Genomic DNA, 25264 nt, shown 5'->3' with positions numbered 1-25264 from the left:
CGCTGCCGGTGCGCCTCGCGCGCCGGCGAGTGCCTTAGAGCAAGCCGGCCGAAGAGCCGGTGTCAGGATTCATCCATGTTTCGATTTCATCCGCGGGCCGCGGCCAGTGCGCTGACGCTGGGCTTTGCGCTTTCCACGCTTACAAGTTGGGCAGAGGCCCAGACGACGCTGCCGTCCGTCACGGTCGACGCACCGCAGGCCGCGCGCGCGAAACCGGCAAGGTCCAAGCCGAAGACGCGCGCGGTTGCCGCCCGGCGGCCGGCAAGGCCGCTGGCGCCCCTGGCCGTGGCGGCGGCCGGCCGTGCGCAGCGCATCACGCCCAGCGCGGCGCGGGATAGCCTGAACCAGGGGCCGGCCGGTCAGACCCAAACCACCATCGACCGCAGCCAGTTCGACAATCGGCCGTCGTTCTCGGTGGCGGACGTGTTGCGGGACAGTCCCGGCATCTCGATCAAGCAGGGCAACGGTCCGCGTGATTTCGGCATCTCGATCCGCGGGTCGAATGCGAGGAATGGCTTCGGCATCCGTAACCTCGTGATCTTCGACGACGGCTTTCCGGTCACTCAGCCGGACGGCCTGTCTCGCAGCGACCTGATCGATCCGCACGCCTATGGCGCGATCGACGTGGTCCGCGGGCCATCATCGGCGCTCTACGGCAATTATGCGACCGGCGGCGCGTTGAATTTCCGGACCCGGCCGGGCGGCACGATCGACGGCGTCGAATACGGCGTCGACGGCGGCAGCTTCGGCTATCTCAACAACTATCTGGCCGCGGGCAAGAAGGTCGGCAATTTCGAGGGCTCGCTGTTTGCGAGCGACGCGCGTGGCGACGGCTATATCGGCAACAGCTGGTTCAATACCCAGACCGTCAATTTCCTCGGCACGCTTCAGGTGACGCCGGACGACCGTTTCACGTTCAAGCTGATCAACAACGATTTGACGGCGCGCCTGCCGATCCGCTCGTCGCTCAACCAGTTCAACCAGAACCCGTTCCAGCAGGGCTGCACCACCGGCGCCACGGCTGCCCCTGGCTGCGGGACCGTGACCTTGTTCAACAACGGATTCAATTCGGCAGCAGGGACCGACAAGGAAACCGCGGTCCAGGCGGGCCTCGGGCGCGATGACCGCCGTACCATCGTCGGTGGCCGCTGGGAGCACGATTTCGACAACCAGACCACTTGGCGCAACCAGTTTGTCTTCGACGATCGCAATATCAGCCAACCGACGGGATCGACGAGTGCGATCGGTGACTTCCCGTCCTACAACTACATGAGCGATATCGTCAGACGCGGCGACATCTTCGGGATGGATTCGACGGCCTATTTCGGCGGCTTCTACAATACGCTCACCGCCTCGAGCGATACGCGCAACGTGATGCCGGGCGGAAATGCCACGCTCGGGAGCCTGTCCAGCAACCTGTTCAGCACGACGACGAACTACGGTGTCCGCGCGCGCGAGGAACTGAAGCTCACCTCTGCCCTGACAGCCGTCGCCGGTATCGGCTGGGAAACCACCAATCTCACGGGGCGAAACACCGCCTATACCTACACCGGCGCGGCCGGGGCCACGACCACGGCGATCACGACCGCGGACCGGCAATTCCAGAATACGGCGCCCGAGCTTGCGCTGCTCTACCGGCTGAGCAGCGATTGGCAATTCCGCGGGCGGGTGGCCACCGGATATGGCACACCACAAGTCAGCAATCTCTTCATCCTGCCGAGCGGTGCTTCGGGCAATAACACCCAACTGCAGACGCAGAAGAATCTGGGTTACGACATCGGAGCAGACTGGACACCGAACAATGCGCTCAAGGTAAGCGTCACCGGGTTCTACGAGTTCTTCAAGGACGAGCTCGTCTCGCAGGCCACACCGCAATCGGGTATCTCCTACACGTTCAACGCGCCGCGATCGGAACATCGTGGCGTCGAACTGGCCGCCGACTGGAAGTTCCTGCCTGGCTGGCGGTTCTCGGCTGCCTACACCTATCTCGACGAGGTTTACACGGAATACGTCGAGAACATCACGAACGGCGCGGTCTTCAGCTTCAATCGTGCTGGTAACAAAATCCCCGGCATCTCGCCGAACGAGCTCACGACGCGGTTGGGCTACGACCAATTGTCGGGTCCGTTTCAGGGACTGGGCGGGTTCGTCGAAGTCCAGTGGAAGGATGGCTTTTACATGGACAACGCCAATCTCCTGAAGGCGCCGGGCTACGAGCTGGTCAATCTCAACGTTCACTACACGACGGATCTGATCTCCGACTATTTCAAGTCGCTGAATCTGTATCTCGAGGTGCGGAACGTGTTCGATCGAACCTACATCGCCTCGGCGAACAATATCGCCAACTCGGTGAACGCAGCGGGCATTCAAAATCCCGCGAGCGTACTGGCGAACTCGACCAACTCGATCTATGCCGGATCGCCGCGCGCCTTCGTGGCGGGCATGAAGATCGCGTTCAAGTGAGGAGCGCATCGATGACATACCGCAAACCTGCGACTCTGACGGTGCTGGCAACGGTCATGCTTGCGGTCTTGCCGAACCTTGCCGTCGCTCAGATGAGCCACCAGCACGCCTCGGAAGCGGCGTGCGAGGAAACCGTCCTGCGCTGCGCGACCAAGGTCACGCCCGCCTTCGCGCCGGACGGGACACTGTGGCTCGCATGGATGGCCGGAGGTCAGATCTCCGTCGCGAGCTCGAAGGATCAGGGCAAGAGCTTTTCCGCGCCGGTGCAGGTGACGCGGGAGCGGATCAACCTGGATTGGGGGCCGGATGCGCGCCCGAAGCTTGCGATCGACGCCAAGGGAGGCATCGCGTTGGCTTTCTCGACCTTCCGCGATCTGGCCTTCAACGGCCAGGTGCTGACCTCGCGTTCGACCGATGGCGGGCGTAGCTTCGATCCGCCGAAACCGATCAATACCAACAACGAGAGCCAGCGCTTCGAGGCGATCGGCTTCGATCCAGCGGGTGCCGTGTTCGCCGTCTGGCTCGATAAGCGCAACCGCGTGCCGGCGCAGCAGCGCGGCCAGAAGTATGACGGTGCGGGATTGTTCTTTGCGACCTCGAAAGATGGCGGCGCGACCTATTCCGACGCGCAGCTTGTGGCCGACAACACCTGCGAGTGCTGCCGTCTCGCCCTGGCCTTCGATGTTGCCGGCCATCCGGTGGTCGTGTTCCGGAATATTTTCGAAGGCGGCGTGCGCGACCACGCGATCGTGACATTCAACGATCTGGCAACGCCCGGCGAAGTGTATCGGGTGAGCCGCGACGACTGGCAGATCGCGGCATGTCCGCACCATGGTCCCAGCCTGACCATTTCGTCCGCAGGAACCTACCATGTGACCTGGTACACGAATGCCAAGGCGCGCAAGGGATTGTTCTATGCGCGGTCACGCGACGGCGGCAAAACCTTCTCCGATCCGCTTCCGGTCGGTCAGCCGAACCGCAGCCCGTCGCGGCCGCAGATCGTCGCGGGGCCGCAGGGGCTTGCGATGGCCTGGAAGGAGTTCGACGGGCAGAAGACGTCGATCCATCTGATGACATCACACGACGATGGTGCGACGTGGTCGAAGCCAACTGATATCGCCGACACAGCCGACAGCTCCGACCATCCGCTGCTGGTCTCGGACAGCCGGCAGACCTACCTGTCGTGGATGACGAAGGCCGACGGCTACCACTTTCAAGCGATCGAGGGCGAACCATGAAACGTCATTTGCTCGCGGCCCTTGTCCTGCTCGCAACGCTGCCCTCCGCACTGGCGGCGGGCGAGGGCGCGCCGAAGCCGTTCGAACGCGGCAGCTGGCAAAAGCTGCTGCATGCGCACGCCGGTCATCCGACCCTGGTGCACTTTTGGGGTGTGACCTGCGGACCATGCAAGGTCGAGCTGCCGCAGCTTGGCCGGTTCATGACGGATCATCCCGATATCGACGTCGTCACGATCAGCGCGGATTTGGTTCCGAACCTTCCGGAGGCGACGCGCTCGATGCTGGACCACGCCGGGCTTGGGTCAGCCGAGAACTGGATTTTCGGCGACGGCTTTGCCGAGCGATTGAGATTTGAGATCGACCCGGCGTGGCAAGGTGATATCCCGCGAACCATGCTGATCGCTCGTGACGGAACGATCACAACGATCGAGGGATCGGCCGAAATCGCCGATCTGAACAAATGGTCCGAGGCCCAGGCCGCAACGATTCGATAACGCCGCAAACTTCAACCTGAAAGGAAATTCGTCCAATGAAGATGCTTTCTCGCATCCTCGCTCTCGCCGCGCTGACGGCCGCACTCGCGTCTACTTCCGCACGCGCCGAGGACGTCAAGGCCGGCGACCTCGTGATCACGCAGGCGTGGACGCGTGCCACGCCGAACGGCGCCAAGATCGGCGGCGGCTATTTGACGATCGAGAACAAGGGGACGACGCCCGACCGGCTTGTTTCAGGCTCCGGCGACGTCGCAGGCAAGATCGAAGTCCACGAGATGTCGATGGACAACGGCGTCATGAAAATGCGTGCGCTCGACAAGGGACTGACCATCGAGCCGGGCAAGACCGTGAAGCTCGCACCGGGCGGCTATCACCTCATGATGTTCGACCTCAAGAACCCGCTGAAGCAGGGCGACAAGGTGCCGGTCACGCTCGAATTCGAGAAGGCCGGCAAGGTCTCGGTCTCGCTGGATGTCCAGGCCGTCGGCGCGCAGGCGCCTGGTGGCAGCGATCATTCCGGCCATGGCGACCATTCCGGGCACATGGACATGAAGAAGATGTGAGGAAGCCATGCGATCACACACGCTCCTCATTGCCACGGCGGCGCTGCTCGTAGCGCAGCCTGCGGTCGCCCATATCACGCTTGAGGGAAAACAGGCGGCGGTCGGCTCGTACTACAAGGCGGTCTTTGCCGTGCCGCATGGCTGCGCGGGATCGGCGACGATCAAGATCCGTGTGCAGATTCCGGAAGGCGTGATCGGGGTGAAGCCGATGCCGAAGCCCGGCTGGACCCTCGATACGGTTGCCGGCAAATATGCTGCCCAGTACGACTTTCACGGCGCCAAGCTCACCGAGGGCGTGAAGGAAGTCGCCTGGAGCGGTGGCAAGCTCTCCGACCAGAACTACGACGAGTTTGTGATGCAGACGTTTCTCACCGACACGCTGAAGCCGAACACCACGTTGTATTTTCCCGTCGTGCAGGAATGCGAACAGGGCGTCAGCCGCTGGATCGACATCCCGGCCGAAGGGCAGGGCGGCGGGCACGACCATGGCAGCAAGACGCCGGCGCCCGGCCTCAAGCTGCTGCCGAAGTCGTAAGCCGTGCGGACGGTCGCAAGTCTTGTCGTTGCAAGTCTTGCCGCGTTGCTCGTGACGCTGTGTCTTGCGACCTCGGCCGATGCGCATGCCGTCCTGATCGCCGCTGAGCCGGCGGACGGCAGCGTGGCGACGGAGGCACCGAAGACGGTGGTGCTCCGCTTCAACGAAGCGGTGGCGCCGACCGCGGTCAGCCTGCTCGACGCTGCGGGCAAGCCGCGCGACGTCACGATCCGCGCCGTCGATCAATCTGTCATGGTGACCCTGCCGGCGGACTTGCCTCAGGGTACACAGGTGGTCAGCTATCGCGTGGTGTCGCAGGACGGCCATCCGGTTGCGGGCTCGTTGTTGTTCTCGATCGGCGTCGTCACCGGCTCGGCGGCGCCAACTGGCGACGGCGTGCTGCATGCGCTGATCTGGCTGGCACGGCTCGGGCTCTATCTCGGACTGTTTGCCGGCGTCGGTGGTGTGTTCTTTGCCGCCAGGATCGGGCAGGGAGCAGCGGGTGGACGGCTGATCATGTGGTCGCTGGCGCTCGGCCTCATTGGCGCGATCGCCTCGCTTGGCTTGCAGGGTGTCGACCTGCTGAACCTGCCGATCACGGGCATCCTGACATGGGCGGCATGGGCCAGTGCCGCCGGCACCAGTCTGTTTCCCGCGCTGCTGCTAGCGATTGCCGCGATGTTGATCGCGGCGATCGCCTGGCGCAGTCCGTCGTTCAGCGCGGCCTGGATCAGCACCGCGGTGGCAATGATCTGCGTCGGGCTGTCGCTTTCGGTCAGCGGCCATGCCGCTACCGCCTCTCCGCAATGGCTGACGCGGACCGCGCTGTTCATCCATGGTGTTGGCCTCGCCTTCTGGATGGGGGCGCTCGGGCCGCTCGCCGTACTGGCCTGGCAGCGCAAGGATTCGCTGCTGCGGGTGCTCCGGCGCTTTTCGACGCTCGCCGTGCCTGTCGTCGCGTTGATCGCTCTGTCGGGCCTCGCACTTGCCGTCGTTCAGCTCGAAAGCTTTGGCGCACTGATCGACACCGGATACGGCAACATCCTCCTCGCGAAACTTGTGCTGGTGTCGCTGTTGCTCACGCTCGCTGCGCTGAACCGGCTGGTGTTCACGCCGGCCATCGCGCGCGAATTTCACCGCACGCGGCCGCTGCAGCGCTCGATCGCGCTCGAGTTCGTACTGATGATCGCGATCCTCGGCCTCGTCGCGCTGTGGCGCTTCACGCCGCCGCCGCGCGTGCTGGCGATGTCGGACGACGTCCCGCTCGCGGTCCATATCCACACCGATGCCGCGATGTTCCAGGTGTTGATCGCGCCGGGCAAGGTCGGGCAGAACGATTTCGTGCTGCAGCTGATGAACGGCGATGCCAGCCCGTTCGCGGCCAAGGAGGCGACGCTGACGCTGAGCCTGCCGGATCGCGGCATCGAGCCGCTGGAACGCAGCGCAGCGCTCGGTCCCGACGGCTATTGGCACGTCAAGAAGGTGCCGTTGCCGGTCCCGGGCCGCTGGCACATGCAGATCGACGCCCTTGTGACCGATTTCAGGAAAGTGACGCTGGAAGACGATTTCGAGGTCAGGTAAACGCACGATCAGCGCGCCGGGCACGCCGGTGGGACGCAAATCGCCGAAATGGCGGAAAATCGCCTGATTTGAAGGGCTTTTGTCATTTGGCGGCCTTGTGTTTTCACAGCCGATCCGGTTTCACTGCTGCGCTTCCCACGCTTTCCTGATTCCCGAGTAACGCCATGCGATTGTCGCGGTTTTTCCTGCCCATCCTGAAAGAAAACCCGAAAGAGGCGGAGATCGTCTCGCATCGGCTGATGCTGCGCGCGGGCATGATGCGGCAGGAGGCAGCCGGCATCTATGCCTGGCTGCCGCTCGGCTTCCGGGTGCTGAAGAAGATCGAGCAGATCGTTCGCGAGGAGCAGAACCGCGCCGGCGCACTCGAGCTCCTGATGCCGACGCTGCAGCTTGCCGATCTCTGGCGTGAAAGCGGCCGCTACGACGCCTACGGTCCGGAGATGCTGCGCATCCTCGATCGTCACAAGCGCGAGCTGCTGTACGGACCGACCAACGAGGAGATGATCACCGAGATCTTCCGCTCCTACGTCAAGTCCTACAAGAACCTGCCGCTCAACCTCTACCACATCCAGTGGAAGTTCCGCGACGAGCAGCGTCCGCGCTTCGGCGTGATGCGTGGCCGCGAATTCCTGATGAAGGACGCCTATTCGTTCGACCTCGACGAGGCCGGTGCACGGCGCTCCTACAACAAGATGTTCGTGGCCTATTTGCGCACCTTCGCACGGATGGGCCTGAAGGCGATTCCGATGCGGGCCGAGACCGGCCCGATCGGCGGCGACCTGAGCCACGAATTCATCGTGCTGGCGGAAACCGGCGAGTCCGGCGTCTTCATCAATCGCGATGTGCTGGACCTGCCGGTGCCGGGCGAGGACGTCGATTATGACGGCGATCTCACGCCGATCATCAAGCAGTGGACCTCGGTCTATGCTGCGACGGAGGACGTTCACGAGGCTGCGCGCTTCGAGCAGGAAGTGCCGGAAGCAAAGCGGCTCAACACCCGCGGCATCGAGGTCGGCCAGATCTTCTATTTCGGCACCAAATATTCCGACACCATGAAGGCGATGGTGGCCGGTCCCGATGGCGTCGACGTGCCGATCCATGGCGGCTCCTACGGTGTCGGCGTGTCGCGCCTGGTCGGTGCCATCATCGAGGCTTGCCACGATGACGCCGGCATCAAGTGGCCCGAGGCGGTCGCGCCGTTCCGCGCCGCGATCCTCAACCTCAAGCAGGGCGATGCCGCGGTCGACGGCGCCTGCGAGCAGCTCTATCGCGAGCTCTCGGCGAAGGGTGTCGACGTGCTCTACGACGACACCGATCAGCGCGCCGGTGCCAAGTTCGCCGCCGCCGATCTGATCGGTATCCCCTGGCAGATTCTCGTCGGACCCAAGGGGCTCGCGGAGGGCAAGGTCGAGGTTAAGCGCCGCAGCGACGGTTCACGCGAGAACATGAGCCCCGCGGACGTGGTCGCGAAGCTCGCGGGTTAAAGTTTATTCACGCCGTATCAATCGGCGGGGTAATCCGGCCACATTTGACCCGAATCATGGGATTATCGAGAGATGGATGAGACCATGAGCGAGCCAGTCCGTACCCCGCCGTTTGCGCCATTCGAATGGCTGCTGTCCGGACGCTATCTGCGCGCGCGCCGCAAGGAAGGGTTCATCTCGGTCATCGCCGGCTTTTCGTTCCTCGGCATCATGCTCGGCGTTGCGACGCTGATCGTGGTGATGGCCGTCATGAACGGCTTCCGCAAGGAACTGCTCGACAAGATCCTCGGCCTCAACGGCCACCTTCTGGTGCAGCCGCTGGAATCGCCGCTGACCGACTGGAAGGACGTCGCCGATCGCATCAGCCAGGTACAGGGCATCCGTCTCGCCGCGCCCGTCGTGGACGGACAGGGGCTCGGATCATCGCCGTTCAACGCCGCCGGCGTCTTCATCCGCGGTATTCGCGCCGACGATCTCAACAACCTCACCTCGATCGCCAAGAACATCAGGCAGGGCACGCTCGAGGGTTTTGACGAGGGGCAGGGGGTTGCGATCGGCCGCCGGCTTGCCGACCAGCTCTCGCTGCACGCCGGTGACATGATCACACTGGTTTCGCCGAAGGGTGCGGTGACGCCGATGGGCACCACGCCGCGCATCAAGCCCTACAAGATCACGGCGGTGTTCGAGATCGGCATGTCGGAATACGATTCGACCTTCGTGTTCATGCCGCTGGCCGAGGCGCAGGCCTATTTCAACCGCAACAACGACGTGTCCTCGATCGAAGTGTTCACCACCAATCCGGACAAGATCGACACCTACCGCAAGCTGGTGACGGAGGCGGCCGGCCGGCCGGTCTTCCTTGTCGACTGGCGGCAGCGCAATTCGACGTTCTTCAACGCGCTGCAGGTCGAACGCAACGTGATGTTCCTGATCCTGACCATGATCGTACTGGTCGCGGCGCTCAACATCGTCTCGGGACTGATCATGCTGGTGAAGGACAAGGGCCAGGACATTGCGATCCTGCGCACCATGGGCGCCTCGCAGGGATCGATCATGCGGATATTCCTGATCACCGGCGCCTCGATCGGCGTGGTCGGAACGCTGACCGGCTTTGCCGTCGGCATGCTGATCTGCCTGAACATCGAATCGATCAGGCAGTTCCTGTCATGGCTCACCAACACCGAGCTGTTCTCGCCGGAGCTGTATTTCCTTTCCAAGCTGCCGGCTGAGGTCGATTTCGGCGAGACGCTTGCCGTCGTGATCATGGCGCTGACGCTGTCCTTCCTGGCGACGCTCTACCCGTCGTGGCGCGCCGCGCGCCTCGATCCGGTCGAAGCGCTCCGGTACGAATAGGGGCGCACATGGCAGAGGGGGCGGAAGACGTACCGGTTGTTTATCTTCATGATATCAAGCGGGAATACAGGCAGGGCGAAGCGACGCTGACGATCCTGAACGGCGCCAAGCTCGCGCTGTGGCCCGGTCAATCGGTGGCGCTGGTGGCGCCGTCGGGATCCGGCAAGTCGACGCTGCTGCACATCGCGGGCCTGCTGGAGAGTCCCGATGAGGGTGAGGTCTATGTCGCGGGCACGCCGACCTCGCAGATGTCCGACATCGACCGCACGCAGATTCGCCGCTCCGATATCGGCTTCGTCTATCAGTCGCACCGGCTGCTGCCGGAGTTCTCGGCGCTCGAGAACGTCATGCTGCCGCAGATGATTCGTGGCCTCAAGCGCTCCGAGACCGTGAAACGCGCGACTGAGATTCTCGCCTATCTCGGGCTTGGTGACCGCATCACCCATCGTCCCGCCGAACTCTCGGGTGGCGAACAGCAACGCGTGGCGATCGCGCGCGCGGTTGCGAACGCACCGCGGGTGCTGTTTGCGGACGAGCCGACTGGAAATCTGGATCCGGGAACAGCCGATCACGTCTTCAACGCGCTGATGCAGCTCGTGAAGGCGACCCGGGTAGCGATGCTGATCGCGACCCACAACATGGATCTCGCCGCGCGGATGGATCGTCGGGTGTCGCTGTCGAACGGACAGGTCGTCGAACTCGAATAGCGCTTCGCGCGAAGTGGGTCGCGGTTCGTGTGAAGAGCGCTCGCTAAGCGTAGGAATCCAGAGCCTTTTCCGCTCTGATTGAATCGAAGATTGAATCGAAATAGAAAGTGCTTGAGCCCTCAATATGCGGGGCGAGGCCGTTTGCCAGACTGGCTCGTCCGACGATCGATCGGCGGCCCGGCATAATAGGGATTGTTGATGCACATCGCGGCGAGGCCGGACGCTGAGGCCCGGCACTGCTCCAGTGACGTGTAGCCGCAGTCGGTATCCTCACCGCCCCATCGGTAGTTCGTCTTGCAGACCGGTGACGTCGAATCGTATTTCTGGGCATCGGCTGGCGTGCTTGCGATGGCACCCAGCCCTAGGAGCGCCGGAAACAGTACCAGAATCAGGTTTCGCATCAGAAGCTCCAGTCGATTTGACGCCGGCAACGCTCGCGCCGAACATCCGTGCGAATAGGCACCGGCGTGCCGGAGCGATCAACTCACATTCCCGCGGCGGCGACGCTCCGCCGGGTGTCAGTGAATGAACAGGTCGAAAAAATTGCCTTCACGGCGGTCCCGCGGGGTGACGTGCAGATAGGAACGCGGGTCGTTGTCGCCGGCATAATAGGGGTTGGCGATGCAGTTCTGTCCGATGCCCGAGGCGGTTGCGAGGCACGCTTCATAGGACGGATAGGAACAGTTGCTCAGGCCGGGATAGCGGTCGCCCTGGATGCAGAACGGGTAGCGCACGCCGACGGCATAGGAGGGCGTAGTACCAAGCGTAGCGAGCGCGACCACAGACGCCGTAGCAGCAAGAATCATCGTCCGCATGTGCATTCCTTATCGCTGCGAGGATTCGATCTCGGCGACGATCCAAATCGGACAAGCCGGTTCCGGTCAACACGATCTTGCGGGCAGCTTGCCCACGCAGTTTTGAATTGTGAAAATTGTGCGGCAGTTATGTGGCAAAAGTTCCAAGAAGTGCTTGTAACGCAGTATTAACTTCAAATTTGAGCGAAGTCGTTTGGGCCTGCCTGTTGCAGCGAAGTTACAGCAATTCCGACGGGGGCTGCTATGACGGTGTCTCGCGGCCTTGGGGGCCTGTAGAAAAAGTTGGAACGGGAAAATGAAAAAGATTTTGCTTGTCACCGCCAGCCTGCTCGCGCTCAGCGCGACCGCTGCCTCTGCGGCTGACCTCGCGGCTCGCCCTTACACGAAGGCTCCGCCGCCCATGGTTGCCGCTGTTTATGATTGGACCGGCTTCTACATCGGTATCAACGGTGGTTGGGGCCAGAGCCACGACAACCGTTCGGTCGACGGCATCGGCCAGGCTGGCAGCTACGATGCCAACGGCGGCACCGTCGGTGGCCAGGTTGGCTACCGCTGGCAGACCGGCGGCTGGGTCTGGGGTCTGGAAGCTCAGGGCAACTGGGCTGACTTCTCCGGCAGCACCGGCAACCTGCTCGTCCCGGGCGGCACCGTCCGCTCGAAGACCGATGCGTTCGGCCTGTTCACCGGTCAGATCGGCTACGCCTGGAACAACGTCCTGCTGTACGCCAAGGGCGGTGCTGCGGTCACCGATCGCAACTACCAGTTCCTGGCTCCCGGCGGCGCGCTGGCTTCCTCGACCGGTTACGACACCCGTTGGAGCCCGACGGTCGGCGTTGGCCTCGAGTTCGCCTTCTCGCAGGGCTGGTCGCTCGGCATCGAATACAACCACATCTTCGAAGACACGCACGGTGCGACCTTCGTGACCCCGGCTGGCGTTGCCGTGGCCGGCTTCCACACCGGTGGCGACACCGACATGGTCCTCGGCCGTCTGAACTACAAGTTCGGTGGCCCGATGATCGCGCGTTACTGATCGCTCGCTTAATCCAAGCGGCATCGAAAACCCCGGGCTTCGGCCCGGGGTTTTTTGTTGGCCTGGCGGATTACCCATTGTGGCAAGTGGGCGGGGACGAAAAATGGGGGCATATTTGTTCCCATGGGACAGTGGCTAAAGGCGGCCTTGGTCATTTTCGGCTTGTGCGCCGGATGGATGGTCATTGGTTACCTGGCCTTCGATGCTGATGACGATGACGTCGTCCAGACCATCGTGGCGCATAAAAAATCGCACAAATGACCCTAAGCGGCCCAGAGGCCCAACCAGTTCGCCAAGCGGATCATTGATATCGCTACGGGCGAGGCGCCTGACAGCGATCCTACGCCGGAGGAAGAGGGCAAAGAGCGGGGATGAAGCGCTGGAATGAGCGCGCGCGAAGTCGCAGGGCTGGAGAATAGAACCAATGGCGCTGCCAGCTCCCGCCACGATTAACCAAGGGATTTTCTTTCGGGGGCAGTTTTCAAACTGACCCACCACCCTCGCTTGACTCCAAGAACAAAAAAGGAACAATGTTCTGCATACGTTCCAATTCAGGGAGAGCGGCCATGTTGAAGATTTTCGTGCAGGAAGCTGCAGCGCTGGCATCGATCACGCTGTTCGTCGGGATGATCGCGGTTTGGGCCCAGCTGATCACCCAGTTCTGAAAATGCGCCCGCGGGGGCAGGGGCATAGCTTGCTTCTGGGGAAAAGCAGGACGACCTGCCGCCACGCCGGGTTCGGCGTGGACTTGGCAGGGCCCAAGCCCCACGATGGGGATGCGAGTCGGGTCTGAAGCGTTCGAGTTCCGGCTTTGGCACTCGCGCCATCCCTGACTTCAAGAGATCCCGTAAGCAGCCATGCCGAATGCCGGATTCGTTCATCTCCACGTCCATTCCGCCTATTCGCTGCTGAAGGGCTCGATCAAGATCGCCAAGCTCGGCGAGCTCGCCAAGGCTGACCGCCAGCCGGCGCTGGCGCTCACCGACACCGACAACATGTTCGGGGCGCTGGAATTCTCCGACAAGATGGCCGGCTACGGCATCCAGCCGATCGTCGGCTGCGAAGTTGCGGTGGATTTTGGCGACGTCGACCCCAATACGCGGAGCATCCTGGCCACGACCGGGCCGACGCGAATCGTGCTGCTGGCAGCCCGCGAGCGCGGGTATCAGAACCTGATGCGGCTGAACTCGCGGGCGTTCCTGGAGACGCCGGTGAACCAGACGCCTCACATCAAGCTCGACTGGCTCACCGACGCCGCCGAGGATTTGATCGCTCTGACCGGCGGGCCCGACGGGCCGATCGCGCTGGCGCTGCGTGCCGAGCAGGCGGCGCTGGCCGCGACCCGCTGCGAACGTCTGGCGAGCCTGTTCGGCGATCGTCTCTACGTCGAATTGCAACGCCACGGCATCGATAAGGAGCGCCGCACCGAGGGCGGCCTGATCGATCTCGCCTACAGCAAGGGCCTGCCGCTGGTTGCGACCAACGAGCCGTATTTCGCCACCAGTGACGACTACGAATCGCATGATGCGCTGCTGTGCATCGCCGGCGGCCACCTGATCGCCGAGACCAACCGCGAGCAATTGACCCCCGATCACCGCTTCAAGACCCGTGCGGAGATGGCGGTGCTGTTCGCCGATATTCCGGAGGCGCTGGCCTCGACGGTGGAGATCGCCGAGCGCTGCTCGTTCCGCCCGAAGACCCGCAAGCCGATCCTGCCGTTCTTCACCGTCGGTGCCGCGGCGAGCTCCGACGCCGCCGCCGACGAAGCCGCCGAGCTGAAGCGCCAGGCCGAAGAGGGCCTCGCCAACCGCCTGCGGGTGCACGGTCTCTCGCCGGGCATGACCGAGGAGGACTACGCCAAGCGGCTTGCCTTCGAGCTCGACGTCATCACCCGCATGAAATACGCGGGCTACTTCCTGATCGTCTCGGACTTCATCAAATGGGCGAAGGCGCAGGGCATTCCGGTCGGACCGGGCCGCGGCTCCGGTGCGGGCTCACTGGTCGCCTGGGTGCTCACCATCACCGACCTCGATCCGATGCGCTTCGCCTTGCTGTTCGAGCGCTTCCTCAATCCCGAGCGCGTCTCGATGCCGGATTTCGACATCGACTTCTGCCAGGACCGCCGCGGCGAGGTGATCCAATACGTCCAGGAGCGCTACGGCCGCGACCAGGTGGCGCAGATCATCACCTTCGGTACGCTGCAGGCGCGCGGCGTGCTGCGCGACGTCGGGCGCGTGCTGCAGATGCCGTACGGGCAGGTCGACAAGCTGACGAAGCTGGTGCCGCAAAATCCCGCGGCTCCGGTGACGCTGGCGCAAGCGATCGAAGGCGAGCCCAAGCTGCAGGCGTTCCGCGACGAGGATCCGGTGGTGGCGCGCGCGTTCGACATCGCGCAGCGCCTCGAGGGTCTGACGCGCCACGCCTCGACCCACGCCGCAGGTATCGTGATCGGTGATCGGCCGCTGAGCGAGCTGGTGCCGATGTATCGCGATCCGAAATCCGACATGCCGGTCACCCAGTTCAACATGAAATGGGTCGAGCCGGCGGGCCTCGTGAAGTTCGACTTCCTCGGCCTCAAGACCCTGACGGTGCTCGATGTCGCGGTGAAGCTGCTCAAGCAGCGCGACGTTGATGTCGACCTCGCGACGCTGCCGATCGACGATGCGCCGAGTTACCAGATGCTGGCGCGGGGCGACGTCGTCGGCGTGTTCCAGGTGGAAAGCCAGGGCATGCGGCGCGCGCTGATCGACATGCGGCCGGACCGCTTCGAGGACATCATCGCGCTGGTCGCGCTGTATCGCCCGGGCCCGATGGCGAACATCCCGACCTATTGCGCGCGCAAGCACGGCGATGAGGAGTCGGAATATCTGCATCCGATCCTCGAGCCGATCCTGAAGGAGACCTTCGGCGTCATCATCTATCAGGAACAGGTGATGCAGATCGCGCAGCAGATGGCGGGCTATTCGCTCGGCCAGGCCGACCTGCTGCGCCGCGCGATGGGCAAGAAGATCCGCGCCGAGATGGACAAGCAGCGCGACATCTTCGTCGCCGGCGCGATGAGGAACGGCGTTGGGAAGGGGCAGGCGGAGACGATCTTCGAACTGCTCGCCAAGTTCGCCGACTACGGCTTCAACAAGAGCCACGCGGCGGCCTATGCGCTGGTGTCGTACCACACCGCCTATATGAAGGCGCATTATCCGGTCGAGTTCCTCGCGGCGTCGATGACGCTCGAACTCAACAATACCGACAAGCTCTCCGAATTCCGCTCCGAGGCGCAACGCCTCGGCATCAAGGTCGAAGCGCCCAACATCAATCGCTCCGGCCCGACCTTCGAGGTCAGCGGCAACACGATCTACTACGCGCTAGCCGCGCTGAAGGGGGTCGGCATCCAGGCGGTCGAGCAGATCATCGAGGAGCGCAACAAGAAGGGCGCCTTCACCTCGCTCGCCGATTTCGCAGCAAGGGTGAGCCCGCGCGCCGTCAACAAGCGGATCATCGAAAGCCTTGCGGCGGCCGGCGCGTTCGACACGCTGGACCCGAACCGGGCCCGCGTCTTCGCCGGCGCCGATGCGATCCTGGCCGCCTGCCAGCGCAGCCACGAGGCGGCCACCTCGGGCCAGAACGACATGTTCGGCAGCGCTCCGGATGCGCCCAGCATCATGCTGCCGCAGGTCGAGCCATGGCTGCCCGCGGACCGGCTGCGGCGCGAATATGATGCGATCGGCTTCTTCCTGTCCGGTCATCCGCTCGACGACTACGCGACCGCGCTGAAGCGGCTGCGCGTGCAATCCTGGGCGGAATTCTCGCGTGCGGTGAAGACCGGCGCCACGGCCGGCAAGGTCGCGGCAACCGTGGTGTCGCGGATGGAGCGGCGCACCAAGACCGGCAACAAGATGGGCATCATGGGGCTGTCGGATCCGACCGGCCATTTCGAGGCGGTGTTGTTCTCCGAGGGCCTCGCGCAGTACCGCGATGTGCTGGAGCCTGGGGCGGCCGTGCTGTTGCAGCTCGGCGCCGAGCTGCAGGGCGAGGACGTGCGAGCGCGGGTGCTGCACGCCGAGCCGCTCGATCACGCCGCGGCGAAGACGCAAAAGGGCCTGCGAATCTTCGTGCGCGACACCAAGCCGCTGGAGTCGATCGCGCGCCGGCTCAACATGCCGGACGCCGCGCCCGCCCCGGGTGCGGGTGGCGCCGCAAGGCCGCCGACCGTCAAGCCCGCACCGTCGGCAGCGCCGGCAGGTGCGGCCGACGGCGACGTCTCGCTGGTGATGATGCTGGACCTCGAGACCGAGGTCGAAATGAAGCTGCCCGGCCGCTACAAGGTCTCGCCGCAGATCGCCGGCGCGATCAAGGCGGTCATGGGCGTGGTCGACGTGCAGACGCTGTAGACGACGATCCCGGCGACGCTGCGGAAAACCAATGGCTTCGGCTTAAGCACTATTGCAACCACACCGTGCTTCTTTCTATGGTTGCGCCTGCTGGGAATTTCGGGGGCGGGATGATCGGACGTTACGCGGCCTTGCTGGCCGGTGTGTTGATAGTGTCGGGCTGCGTGAGCGATGGTGTCGGCACCAACAATGCGGCGATCTCGCAGAAGGGCCACCGAAGCCGGGACATTCCCGCGTCGTGGTGCTGCAGGAGAAACGCAAGGGCCTGAGCATGGCGATCTGTGCCTGCGACGTGAAGCTCGATGGCGAGCCGATCGGCAAGGTCGCCATCGGCACTTATGCATTCGCCGATCGGCCCGCCGGCCGGCACCAGTTGGTCGCCAGCGAGGTGATGTTTCCCGGCGAGACCACGCACAATTTCACAACCGAGCCGGGTCGCACCTATTTCTTTCTGGTGAAATCGAGCGAGCGGCATGATGCCGTCACCGGCGTGACGATGGTGGGAGGTCTGGTCGGTGCCGTCGTTGCATCGGCCGCGACTTCGACCGCCGGTAATCCCGGGCCCGGCGATTTCGTTGCACTGGACGAGGCGACCGCGCGTACGACGCTGGCGGACCTGCAATTGGCGCAATAGGGGGCGTCCGGCCGGGCTCCTGACAGGGGCTCTTGTCGGCCACATCGGACCAGTTTTGGCCAAAAACGGGCCAGTTCCGGGGCTCAAAGAGCCCATCCGGCCGGCGTAACCGGCCGTATTTCCTTGCTTCTGGCGCAAATCGCGCTATATAGCGCGCCATCTCACACGGAAACATGGCTCTCAAAGGCCGTCCGGTGGCAACCGGGCCATTCAGGCTCGTTTGCTCACACGTTTCCGGAGGAACCAACCGGAGAATTAGATCTATGTCGCTGCCCGAATTCAACATGCGTCAGCTTTTGGAAGCCGGCGTTCACTTTGGCCATCAGTCCCACCGCTGGAACCCGAAGATGCAGGATTACATCTTCGGCGCCCGCAACAACATCCACATCATCGACCTCGCGCAGACCGTGCCGATGCTGCACCGTGCTCTGCAGGCGGTCAGCGATACCGTCGCCAAGGGCGGCCGTATCCTGTTCGTCGGCACCAAGCGCTCGGCCCAGGACGGCGTTGCCGATGCGGCCAAGCGTTCGGCCCAGTACTTCGTCAACTCGCGCTGGCTCGGCGGCACGCTGACCAACTGGAAGACGATCTCGGCCTCGATCAAGCGCCTGCGCCATCTCGACGACGTGCTGTCGTCGGGCGACGCCAGCTCCTACACCAAGAAGGAGCGCCTGACCCTGCAGCGCGAGCGCGACAAGCTCGACCGCTCGCTCGGCGGCATCAAGGACATGGGCGGTCTTCCCGACATGATCTTCGTGATCGATACCAACAAGGAAGACATCGCGATCCAGGAAGCCCAGCGGCTCAACATACCGGTCGCCGCGATCGTCGACACCAATTCGGACCCCAAGGGCATCACCTATGTGGTGCCGGGCAATGACGACGCCGGCCGCGCGATCTCGCTGTATTGCGATCTCGTGGCGCGCGCCGCCATCGACGGCATCTCGCGCGCGCAGGGCGATTCCGGAATCGATATCGGTGCGTCGGCTGCACCCGTGCAGGAAGATCTCCCGGCGGCTGCGCCGTCCGGCTTCCAGGGCCTCGCTGGTCCGCGCGGCACCGCCGACAACCTCAAGAAGCTCACCGGCGTGTCCGGTACGATCGAGAAGAAGCTCAACGACCTCGGCATCTTCCACTACTGGCAGCTCGCCGAGCTCGACCACGACACCGCGCACAAGATCGGCGAAGAAGTCGGTCTGCCGAGCCGTGCCGACGCTTGGGTTGCCCAGGCCAAGACGCTCGCCGAAGCGGAATAAAAGTTACGCGGCGTGGCCGGGTCTCGCCCGGCCGCCGCTTCAATTCCACGAACAACGATTTCCCTGTCGCTGACAGCGGCGCCATCGGGCGCCGCGGTTTCTGTACAGGCAAGAAGGACATTGAACGATGGCAACGATCTCAGCAGCGATGGTCAAGGAACTCCGCGAGTCGACCGGCGCGGGCATGATGGATTGCAAGGCGGCGCTGACCGAGACCGACGGCGACATGACCGCCGCGCAGGATTGGCTGCGCAAGAAGGGCCTCTCCAAGGCCGCCAAGAAGGCTGGCCGCGTCGCTGCCGAGGGCCTGATCGGCGCGCTGACCTCCGGCACCAAGGGTGTGCTGGTCGAGGTCAATTCCGAGACCGACTTCGTTGCCCGCAACGAGCAGTTTCAGGGCCTTGTCAAGATGATCGCGCAGGTCGCGCTGAAGCACGGCTCCGACGTCGAGGTCATCAAGGCCGCCAAGGTTGGCGACTTCACGGTGGAGCGGGCGATCTCGGACGCGATCGCCACCATCGGCGAGAACATGTCGCTGCGCCGCGCTGCTTCGCTCGAGGTGAGCAAAGGCGTGGTGTCGAGCTACGTCCACAACGCCGTCGTCGAAGGCGCCGGCAAGATCGGCGTCATCGTGGCGCTGGAGTCCCCCGGCAAGACCGACGAGCTTGCCGTGCTCGGCCGCCAGCTCGCGATGCACGTCGCTGCGGCAAAGCCGCTGGCGCTCGACCCGGCCGGGCTCGATCCGGAGACCGTCAAGCGCGAGAAGGACGTGCTGGCCGACAAGTACCGCCAGCAGGGCAAGCCGGAGAACGTCATCGAGAAGATCGTCGATTCCGGCCTGAAGACCTACTACAAGGAAGTCTGCCTGCTCGATCAGGCCTTTATCCACGACAGCGGCAAGTCCGTTGCCCAGGCGGTGAAGGAAGCTGAGGGTAAGGTTGGCGGGCCGATCAAAATCGCTGGCTTTGTGAACTATGCTCTCGGTGAGGGAATCGAGAAGCAGGAAAGCGACTTCGCCGCCGAAGTCGCGGCCGCCAGCGGCAAGAAGTAACCGCTGACATCAAGGCGTCCGGCGCACACGCCGGAGGCCTGCCTGCGCGGGATAAGAAAGCGATCGCATCATGGCTGAGCCGATCTATCGTCGCGTGGTGATCAAGCTGTCCGGCGAATATCTGGCCGGCTCCCACGGGTTCGGTATCGATCAACCGACCGTCGACCGCGTCGCCGACGACCTGATCGCGGCCCGCAAGCTCGGCATCGAGGTCGCCGTCGTGATCGGCGGCGGCAACATCGTCCGCGGCGTCGAGGTGTCCTCGCGCGGCGTGTCCCGGCCGACCGGCGACACCATGGGCATGCTTGCCACCATGATGAACTGCCTCGCGCTCGAGGCGGCGATCGAGCGCAAGGGGACCCCGGCGCGGACCTTGTCGGCATTCGTGATGCCGGAGATTTCCGAGCTGTTCACCCGTAGTGCGACGCACAAATATCTCGCCGAGGGACGCATCGTCCTGCTCGGCGGCGGAACCGGCAACCCGTTCTTCACCACCGATACCACCGCCGTGCTGCGCGCGGCCGAGATCGGCGCGCAGGCGGTGCTGAAAGCCACCAATGTCGACGGCGTCTACAGCGCCGATCCGAAGAAGGACCCCAAAGCCAAGCGCTTTGACCGCCTGACCCATTCGCAGGCGATCGAGGGCGGTTACAAGGTCATGGACGCGACCGCTTTCGCACTTGCCCGCGAGACGTCGCTGCCTATCATCGTGTTCTCGATCGCGGAGCCCGGTTCGATCGGTGCGATTCTGCGCGGTACCGGACACGGCACGGTCGTCGCCGGCTGATTGCCGCGCCTCCGGGTCCAGACTTTGGACCCGAGGGCGTCGACAGCCGGTTTCTAGTAAAGGGAGAAGCGTCATGGCCGCAGCTGGTTTTGACATCAACGACGTGAAGCGCCGCATGCAGGGCGCCACACAATCGCTCAAGCACGAACTCGGCGGTCTGCGTACCGGCCGCGCCGCGGCCTCCATGCTGGAGCCGGTCCAGGTCGAGGCTTACGGCTCGCATATGCCGCTCAACCAGGTTGCGACCATCAGCGTGCCCGAGCCGCGCCTGCTCTCGGTGCAGGTCTGGGACAAGTCGATGGTGAAGGCCGTGGAGAAGGCGATCGTCGATTCCAATCTCGGCCTTTCACCTGCAACCGAAGGACAGGTGTTGCGCTTGCGGATTCCCGAACTCAACGAGGAGCGCCGCAAGGAACTGGTCAAGGTCGCGCACAAATACGCGGAAGCGGCCAAGGTCGCGGTACGCCACGTGCGTCGCGACGGCCTCGACGTGATCAAGAAGCTCGAGAAGAATCACGAGATCTCCGAGGACGATCAGGAGCGCCTGTCGAACGAGGTGCAGAAGGCGACCGACGGCGTGATCGCCGAAGTCGATCAGCTGCTTGCCGCCAAGGAAAAGGAAATCCTGACGGTCTGAAGGCGCTACGGGAAAGAGCCGATGTCGAATGCCGCCGCCCCAGCAACTGACGGACCGGATCGCTCCGGCAGTCCGTTGCATGTGGCGATCATCATGGACGGCAACGGGCGCTGGGCCGCTTCGCGCGGCCTGCCGCGCGTCGAGGGCCACCGCCGCGGCGTCGAGGCACTGCGCCGCGTGGTGCGTGCGGCCCATGAACTCGGCATCGTCTATCTCACGATCTTTTCGTTCAGCTCGGAAAACTGGTCGCGGCCGGCCAGCGAGATCGGCGATCTGTTCGGCCTGCTGCGCCGCTTCATCCGCAACGATCTGGCGACGCTGCATCGTGACGGCGTGCGGGTGCGCGTGATCGGCGAGCGCGCCGGGCTCGACCCCGACATCTGCGCGCTGCTCAACGAGGCCGAGGAGCTGACGCGGAACAACGTCAAACTCAACCTTGTAGTCGCCTTCAACTACGGCTCGCGGGCGGAGATCGCTGCCGCCGCGCGGCGCCTTGCGCGCGAGGTCGCCGAGGGCAAGCGCGACGCTAACTCCATCGATGCCGATACGCTCGGGCAATATCTCGATGCGCCCGACATTCCGGACCCCGACCTGATCATCCGCACCAGCGGCGAACAGCGGCTGTCGAACTTCCTGATGTGGCAGGCCGCCTATAGCGAGCTCGTATTCGTGCCGATTCACTGGCCGGATTTCGACAAGGCGGCGCTCGAAGGCGCGATTGCGGAATACGGCAAGCGTGAGCGCCGGTTCGGCGGCCTCGCCGCGAAAACCGGATCGTGAGCGAGCGCGAAGCCGCACCGGCGGCAGCAAGCGAGCAGTCGCCGGCATCAAGCGAGCAGGGCTCGCGCAACCTCGCGATGCGCGTGGTTGCAGCGCTGGTACTGGCGCCGGTCGCGATCGGGCTGGCCTATCTGGGTGGCGTGGCCTGGTCGCTGCTGGTGACGCTGATTGCGGTCGGACTGTTCGCGGAATGGCTCATGGTCACCGGGCTCGGACGCGAACTCCGCGTGATGGTGCCTGGTGTTGTCGCGCTGCTGCTCGCCGGACTTTGCCTGATCGCCGGCCGCATCGATGCGGCGCTGGCGGTCCTTGCGGTCGGTGCGGTAGCCGTGGCGCTGACCTCGGGCGCGCGGCGCAACTGGGCGATTGCGGGATTGCTCTATGCTGCGGCCGCCGAGATCGCATCGGTGCTGCTGCGTCTCGATACGGCGAAGGGCTTTGCCGCGCTGATGTTCGTGTTGCTGATCGTGTGGGTCACCGACATCGGCGGCTATTTCGCGGGCCGCAGCATCGGCGGGCCGAAGCTTTGGGTGCGGGTCAGCCCCAAGAAGACATGGGCTGGCGCGGCCGGCGGTTTCGTCGCGAGCCTGTTGGTTGCGGCCTGCTTTGCCGCCTTCGAGATCGGCACGGCCGGGCCGCTGCTGATGCTCGGAGCCGTGCTGTCGGTGGTCTCGCAACTTGGCGATCTCTTTGAATCCGCGGTGAAGCGGCGGTTCGGGGTGAAGGACTCGAGCCACATCATTCCCGGCCATGGCGGCCTTCTGGATCGCCTGGACGGATTTGTCGCGGCCGTCGTTGTGGCGGCGATTTTCGGCTTTCTCCGTGGTGGCGCCGATGGCGTCGGACGCGGTCTTATGGTTTGGTGATGAGATGAGCGCAGTTCCGTTGCGTAACAACAAGGCCGCGGCGGCATCCGCCGCGCGATCCGTGACCGTCCTCGGTGCCACCGGCTCGATCGGCGACAGCACGATGGATCTGCTGCGTGGCGCGCGCGACCGCTACCGGGTCGAGGCGCTGACCGCGAACAGCAATGTCGAGGGACTGGCCAAGCTCGCCAAGGAGTTCGGCGCGCGGTTCGCCGCCATCGCCGATCCGGCGCGGCTTTCCGAATTGAAGGACGCGCTGGCCGGAACCCGGATCGAATGCGGGGCCGGGGAGAGCGCCATCATCGAGGCGGCCGCGCGGCCGGCGGATTGGGTGATGGCCGCGGTCAGCGGCGCTGCCGGATTGAAGCCGGCACTTGCCGCGGTCGATCGCGGCGCAACCGTCGCGCTCGCCAACAAGGAGTGCCTGGTCTGTGCCGGCGATATCTTCATGGAGCGGGCCAAGAAGGCCGGCGCCTGCATCCTGCCGGCGGACTCCGAGCATAATGCGCTGTTCCAGGCGCTGGCTTCCGGCAATCGCGAGGAACTGACGCGGGTGATCATCACTGCGTCCGGCGGGCCGTTCCGCACCTGGGCTCCCGCGGACATCGAACAGGCGACGTTGGAACAGGCGCTCAAGCATCCGAACTGGAGCATGGGGCAGAAGATCACGATCGATTCCGCCTCGATGATGAACAAGGGCCTTGAGGTGATCGAGGCGTCCTACCTGTTCGCCCTGTCGCCCGACGAGATCGACGTGCTGGTGCACCCGCAGTCGATCATCCACGGCATGGTCGAGTTCTCCGATCGCTCCGTGATGGCCCAGCTCGGCACGCCCGACATGCGGATCCCGATCGCGCATTGCCTCGGCTGGCCGGACCGGATCGTGGGCCCGTCAGCCAAGCTCGATCTCGCCAAGATCGGACAGCTCACCTTCGAGGCGCCGGACTTTCAGCGTTTCCCTGGGCTGCGGCTCGCCTACGAGGCGCTGCGCCTCGGGCATGGCGCGACGACGGTCTACAACGCCGCGAACGAAATCGCGGTCGCCGCGTTTATCGCCGGCAAGATCAAGTTCGGTGCGATCGCCCGGCTGGTCGAGGCGACCATGAACGATTGGATCAGGTCGGGGAATCAGCCACCACTGAACTCGGCGGATGATGCGATTTCCGTTGACCATATCGCGCGAAATAAAGCTGCCGCCCTCTTGCCTCAAATTGCCTTAAAGGCAACCTAGAGGGTTGGGGACGGAGCCTATGGCTCTTGTCGAGGGGAATTCGAATGCCCGAGTATTTTCTTCATAGTATCAATGCGTTGAGCCATGGGCTCCTCGGCTATATCGTTCCCTTCCTCTTCGTCCTGACCATCGTTGTCTTCTTTCACGAGCTCGGCCACTTCCTGGTCGCGCGCTGGGCCGGCGTGAAGGTGCTGACGTTCTCGCTGGGGTTCGGACCGGAGCTTGCCGGCTTCAACGACCGGCATGGCACGCGCTGGAAGATCTCGGCAATTCCGCTCGGCGGTTACGTCAAATTCTTCGGCGACGACAGCGAGGCATCGACGCCCTCGATGGAGACGCTCGCCGCCATGACGGCGGAGGAGCGCGAAGGCAGCTTCCACCACAAGTCGGTCGGCAAGCGTACCGCGATCGTCGCGGCCGGTCCGGTGGCGAACTTCATTCTAGGCGCCCTGATTTTCGCGGGCATGGCGCTCTATTACGGCAAGCCCAGCACGATCGCCCGGGTCGATGGCCTGGTCGCCGAAAGCGTCGCTGCGAACGCAGGCTTCAAGGTCGGTGATGTCGTCGTCGATATCGATGGCAGTGCGATCCAGAGTTTCGCCGACATGCAGCGGATCGTAGCTTCGAATGCTGGTTCAGAGCTTGGTTTCAAAGTGAAGCGGGACGGCGCGATCGTTTCGCTGAAGGCGGCGCCGGCGCTGAAGGAGGTCAAGGACCCCTTCGGCAATGCCCACCGAATCGGCGTGCTTGGAATCGAGCACAAGGCTCAGGTCGGCGAATCATCCAGTGCTCCGGTCGGCGTGCTGGAAGCGATGAAGATCGGTGTCGAGCAGGTTTGGTACATTATTTCCAGCACGTTCAAGTTCCTGGGGTCGCTGTTCGTCGGGACCGGCAATCCGGCCGAGGTGAGCGGGGTCATTGGAATCGCGAAGCTGTCGGGTCAGGCCGCGAGCGCCGGGTTCCAGTTCGTCGTCAATCTCTGCGCCATCCTCTCGGTCTCGATCGGGTTGTTGAATCTGTTCCCGATCCCGCTTTTGGATGGTGGACACCTCCTGTTCTACAGCGCGGAGGCGCTTCGTGGACGCCCGCTCTCGGAGCGGACGCAGGAGGTGGGTTTCCGAATCGGTCTGGGTTTGGTTCTGATGCTGATGGTGTTTGCGACATATAACGACATCCTCAGAATCGCTGGGTCCTGAAACGGGGCTTTTCTGTGGCGTTGCCAATGGGCAACGTCTTGGTATGAAAATGGAAATGTTCAGCTGTAGTAAGTTTGCCCCCTCGGCAAAGTTGGCTACAAGCTGAGCGGCAGGTTGGGAATCTGTCGGGTCGTTGGGGAACGGTCCGGCATTGCTAAAGATAAGGGCGCGTTGC

Annotated in this window: 23 protein-coding genes; 20 read left to right on the top strand and 3 right to left on the bottom strand. The window is 63.8% G+C overall.

The genetic code is table 11. The features are described from left to right. Nucleotides 1–75 precede the first annotated feature (75 nt). The 9 genes from ACVIGA_RS00875 to ACVIGA_RS00835 all read left to right on the top strand — a co-directional run bounded on the left by ACVIGA_RS00875 (nt 76) and on the right by ACVIGA_RS00835 (nt 10418). Nucleotides 76–2463 carry a TonB-dependent receptor family protein gene (locus ACVIGA_RS00875; RefSeq protein ID WP_456664963.1) on the top strand — a complete coding sequence of 796 codons (2388 nt, stop codon included), beginning with the start codon at nt 76–78 and terminating at the stop codon, nt 2461–2463. An 11-nt stretch (nt 2464–2474) separates the two neighbouring features. After that, a complete protein-coding gene (locus ACVIGA_RS00870) occupies nt 2475–3701 on the top strand; it encodes an exo-alpha-sialidase (RefSeq protein ID WP_456664962.1) in 1227 nt (408 codons plus the stop codon). Continuing rightward, on the top strand, nt 3698–4195 hold the full coding sequence (locus ACVIGA_RS00865; protein ID WP_456670710.1) for a TlpA family protein disulfide reductase: 498 nt from the start codon (nt 3698–3700) through the stop codon (nt 4193–4195). The genes ACVIGA_RS00870 and ACVIGA_RS00865 overlap by 4 nt, the downstream gene beginning before the upstream one ends. Nucleotides 4196–4230: 35 nt before the next feature. Beyond that, nucleotides 4231–4758, top strand: a complete 528-nt coding sequence (locus tag ACVIGA_RS00860; RefSeq protein WP_456664961.1) for a copper chaperone PCu(A)C — start codon at nt 4231–4233, stop codon at nt 4756–4758. A gap of 7 nt (nt 4759–4765) precedes the next feature. Beyond that, complete coding sequence (locus tag ACVIGA_RS00855) at nt 4766–5293, top strand: YcnI family copper-binding membrane protein (protein WP_456664960.1); 528 nt, start codon at nt 4766–4768, stop codon at nt 5291–5293. Between the two features lie 3 nt (nt 5294–5296). Continuing rightward, nucleotides 5297–6874 (top strand): copper resistance CopC/CopD family protein, encoded by a 1578-nt coding sequence (locus ACVIGA_RS00850; RefSeq protein ID WP_456664959.1) that lies wholly within the window; start codon nt 5297–5299, stop codon nt 6872–6874. Between the two features lie 164 nt (nt 6875–7038). After that, entirely contained in the window at nt 7039–8358 is a 1320-nt protein-coding gene (gene proS / locus ACVIGA_RS00845) for a proline--tRNA ligase (protein WP_456664958.1), read from the top strand. Nucleotides 8359–8430: 72 nt separating this feature from the next. After that, nucleotides 8431–9711: a lipoprotein-releasing ABC transporter permease subunit gene (locus ACVIGA_RS00840; protein ID WP_456664957.1), complete on the top strand. Its 1281-nt coding sequence runs from the start codon at nt 8431–8433 to the stop codon at nt 9709–9711. Between the two features lie 8 nt (nt 9712–9719). Continuing rightward, entirely contained in the window at nt 9720–10418 is a 699-nt protein-coding gene (locus ACVIGA_RS00835; RefSeq protein WP_092114618.1) for an ABC transporter ATP-binding protein, read from the top strand. Between the two features lie 119 nt (nt 10419–10537). Here the strand turns inward: ACVIGA_RS00835 and ACVIGA_RS00830 are convergent, their stop codons facing one another. Both ACVIGA_RS00830 and ACVIGA_RS00825 read right to left on the bottom strand, forming a co-directional pair. Continuing rightward, on the bottom strand, nt 10538–10819 hold the full coding sequence (locus tag ACVIGA_RS00830; protein ID WP_456664956.1) for a DUF3551 domain-containing protein: 282 nt from the start codon (nt 10817–10819) through the stop codon (nt 10538–10540). A gap of 117 nt (nt 10820–10936) precedes the next feature. Continuing rightward, complete coding sequence (locus ACVIGA_RS00825; RefSeq protein ID WP_456664955.1) at nt 10937–11233, bottom strand: DUF3551 domain-containing protein; 297 nt, start codon at nt 11231–11233, stop codon at nt 10937–10939. Nucleotides 11234–11528: 295 nt separating this feature from the next. Here ACVIGA_RS00825 and ACVIGA_RS00820 point away from each other — a divergent pair, with 295 nt between their 5' ends. After that, nucleotides 11529–12263: an outer membrane protein gene (locus tag ACVIGA_RS00820; protein ID WP_223967271.1), complete on the top strand. Its 735-nt coding sequence runs from the start codon at nt 11529–11531 to the stop codon at nt 12261–12263. Nucleotides 12264–12398: 135 nt separating this feature from the next. On the opposite strand, the gene ACVIGA_RS00815 is transcribed toward ACVIGA_RS00820, so the two are convergent. Continuing rightward, nucleotides 12399–12758 carry a hypothetical protein gene (locus ACVIGA_RS00815; RefSeq protein ID WP_456664954.1) on the bottom strand — a complete coding sequence of 120 codons (360 nt, stop codon included), beginning with the start codon at nt 12756–12758 and terminating at the stop codon, nt 12399–12401. Between the two features lie 362 nt (nt 12759–13120). Between ACVIGA_RS00815 and dnaE the strand changes: the two genes are divergently transcribed. The 10 genes from dnaE to rseP all read left to right on the top strand — a co-directional run bounded on the left by dnaE (nt 13121) and on the right by rseP (nt 25089). Next, nucleotides 13121–16651 carry a DNA polymerase III subunit alpha gene (gene dnaE, locus ACVIGA_RS00810; RefSeq protein ID WP_456664953.1) on the top strand — a complete coding sequence of 1177 codons (3531 nt, stop codon included), beginning with the start codon at nt 13121–13123 and terminating at the stop codon, nt 16649–16651. A 241-nt stretch (nt 16652–16892) separates the two neighbouring features. Beyond that, nucleotides 16893–17285: a DUF2846 domain-containing protein gene (locus ACVIGA_RS00805; RefSeq protein ID WP_456664952.1), complete on the top strand. Its 393-nt coding sequence runs from the start codon at nt 16893–16895 to the stop codon at nt 17283–17285. Nucleotides 17286–17548: 263 nt separating this feature from the next. Beyond that, on the top strand, nt 17549–18541 hold the full coding sequence (locus ACVIGA_RS00800) for a 30S ribosomal protein S2 (RefSeq protein ID WP_456664951.1): 993 nt from the start codon (nt 17549–17551) through the stop codon (nt 18539–18541). Nucleotides 18542–18668: 127 nt separating this feature from the next. After that, nucleotides 18669–19592 carry a translation elongation factor Ts gene (tsf, locus tag ACVIGA_RS00795; RefSeq protein ID WP_456664950.1) on the top strand — a complete coding sequence of 308 codons (924 nt, stop codon included), beginning with the start codon at nt 18669–18671 and terminating at the stop codon, nt 19590–19592. 70 nt (nt 19593–19662) lie between these two features. Beyond that, nucleotides 19663–20379: a UMP kinase gene (gene pyrH / locus ACVIGA_RS00790; protein WP_038385104.1), complete on the top strand. Its 717-nt coding sequence runs from the start codon at nt 19663–19665 to the stop codon at nt 20377–20379. Between the two features lie 73 nt (nt 20380–20452). Continuing rightward, a complete protein-coding gene (gene frr, locus ACVIGA_RS00785; protein WP_176531045.1) occupies nt 20453–21016 on the top strand; it encodes a ribosome recycling factor in 564 nt (187 codons plus the stop codon). A gap of 21 nt (nt 21017–21037) precedes the next feature. After that, entirely contained in the window at nt 21038–21796 is a 759-nt protein-coding gene (locus ACVIGA_RS00780) for an isoprenyl transferase (protein ID WP_223967277.1), read from the top strand. Further along, nucleotides 21793–22662, top strand: a complete 870-nt coding sequence (locus tag ACVIGA_RS00775) for a phosphatidate cytidylyltransferase (protein ID WP_456664949.1) — start codon at nt 21793–21795, stop codon at nt 22660–22662. Before ACVIGA_RS00780 ends, ACVIGA_RS00775 begins: the two co-directional genes overlap by 4 nt. Before the next feature lie 4 nt (nt 22663–22666). Continuing rightward, complete coding sequence (gene dxr / locus ACVIGA_RS00770) at nt 22667–23893, top strand: 1-deoxy-D-xylulose-5-phosphate reductoisomerase (RefSeq protein WP_375774945.1); 1227 nt, start codon at nt 22667–22669, stop codon at nt 23891–23893. Between the two features lie 44 nt (nt 23894–23937). Then, nucleotides 23938–25089, top strand: coding sequence for an RIP metalloprotease RseP (gene rseP, locus ACVIGA_RS00765; RefSeq protein WP_456664948.1), 1152 nt, complete (start codon nt 23938–23940; stop codon nt 25087–25089). The last annotated feature ends 175 nt before the right edge of the window (nt 25090–25264 follow it).

The organism is Bradyrhizobium sp. USDA 3240 (assembly GCF_054063295.1).
The sequence above is the reverse complement of the archived record's forward strand: the minus strand, read 5'-3'. Positions and strand labels throughout refer to the sequence as shown.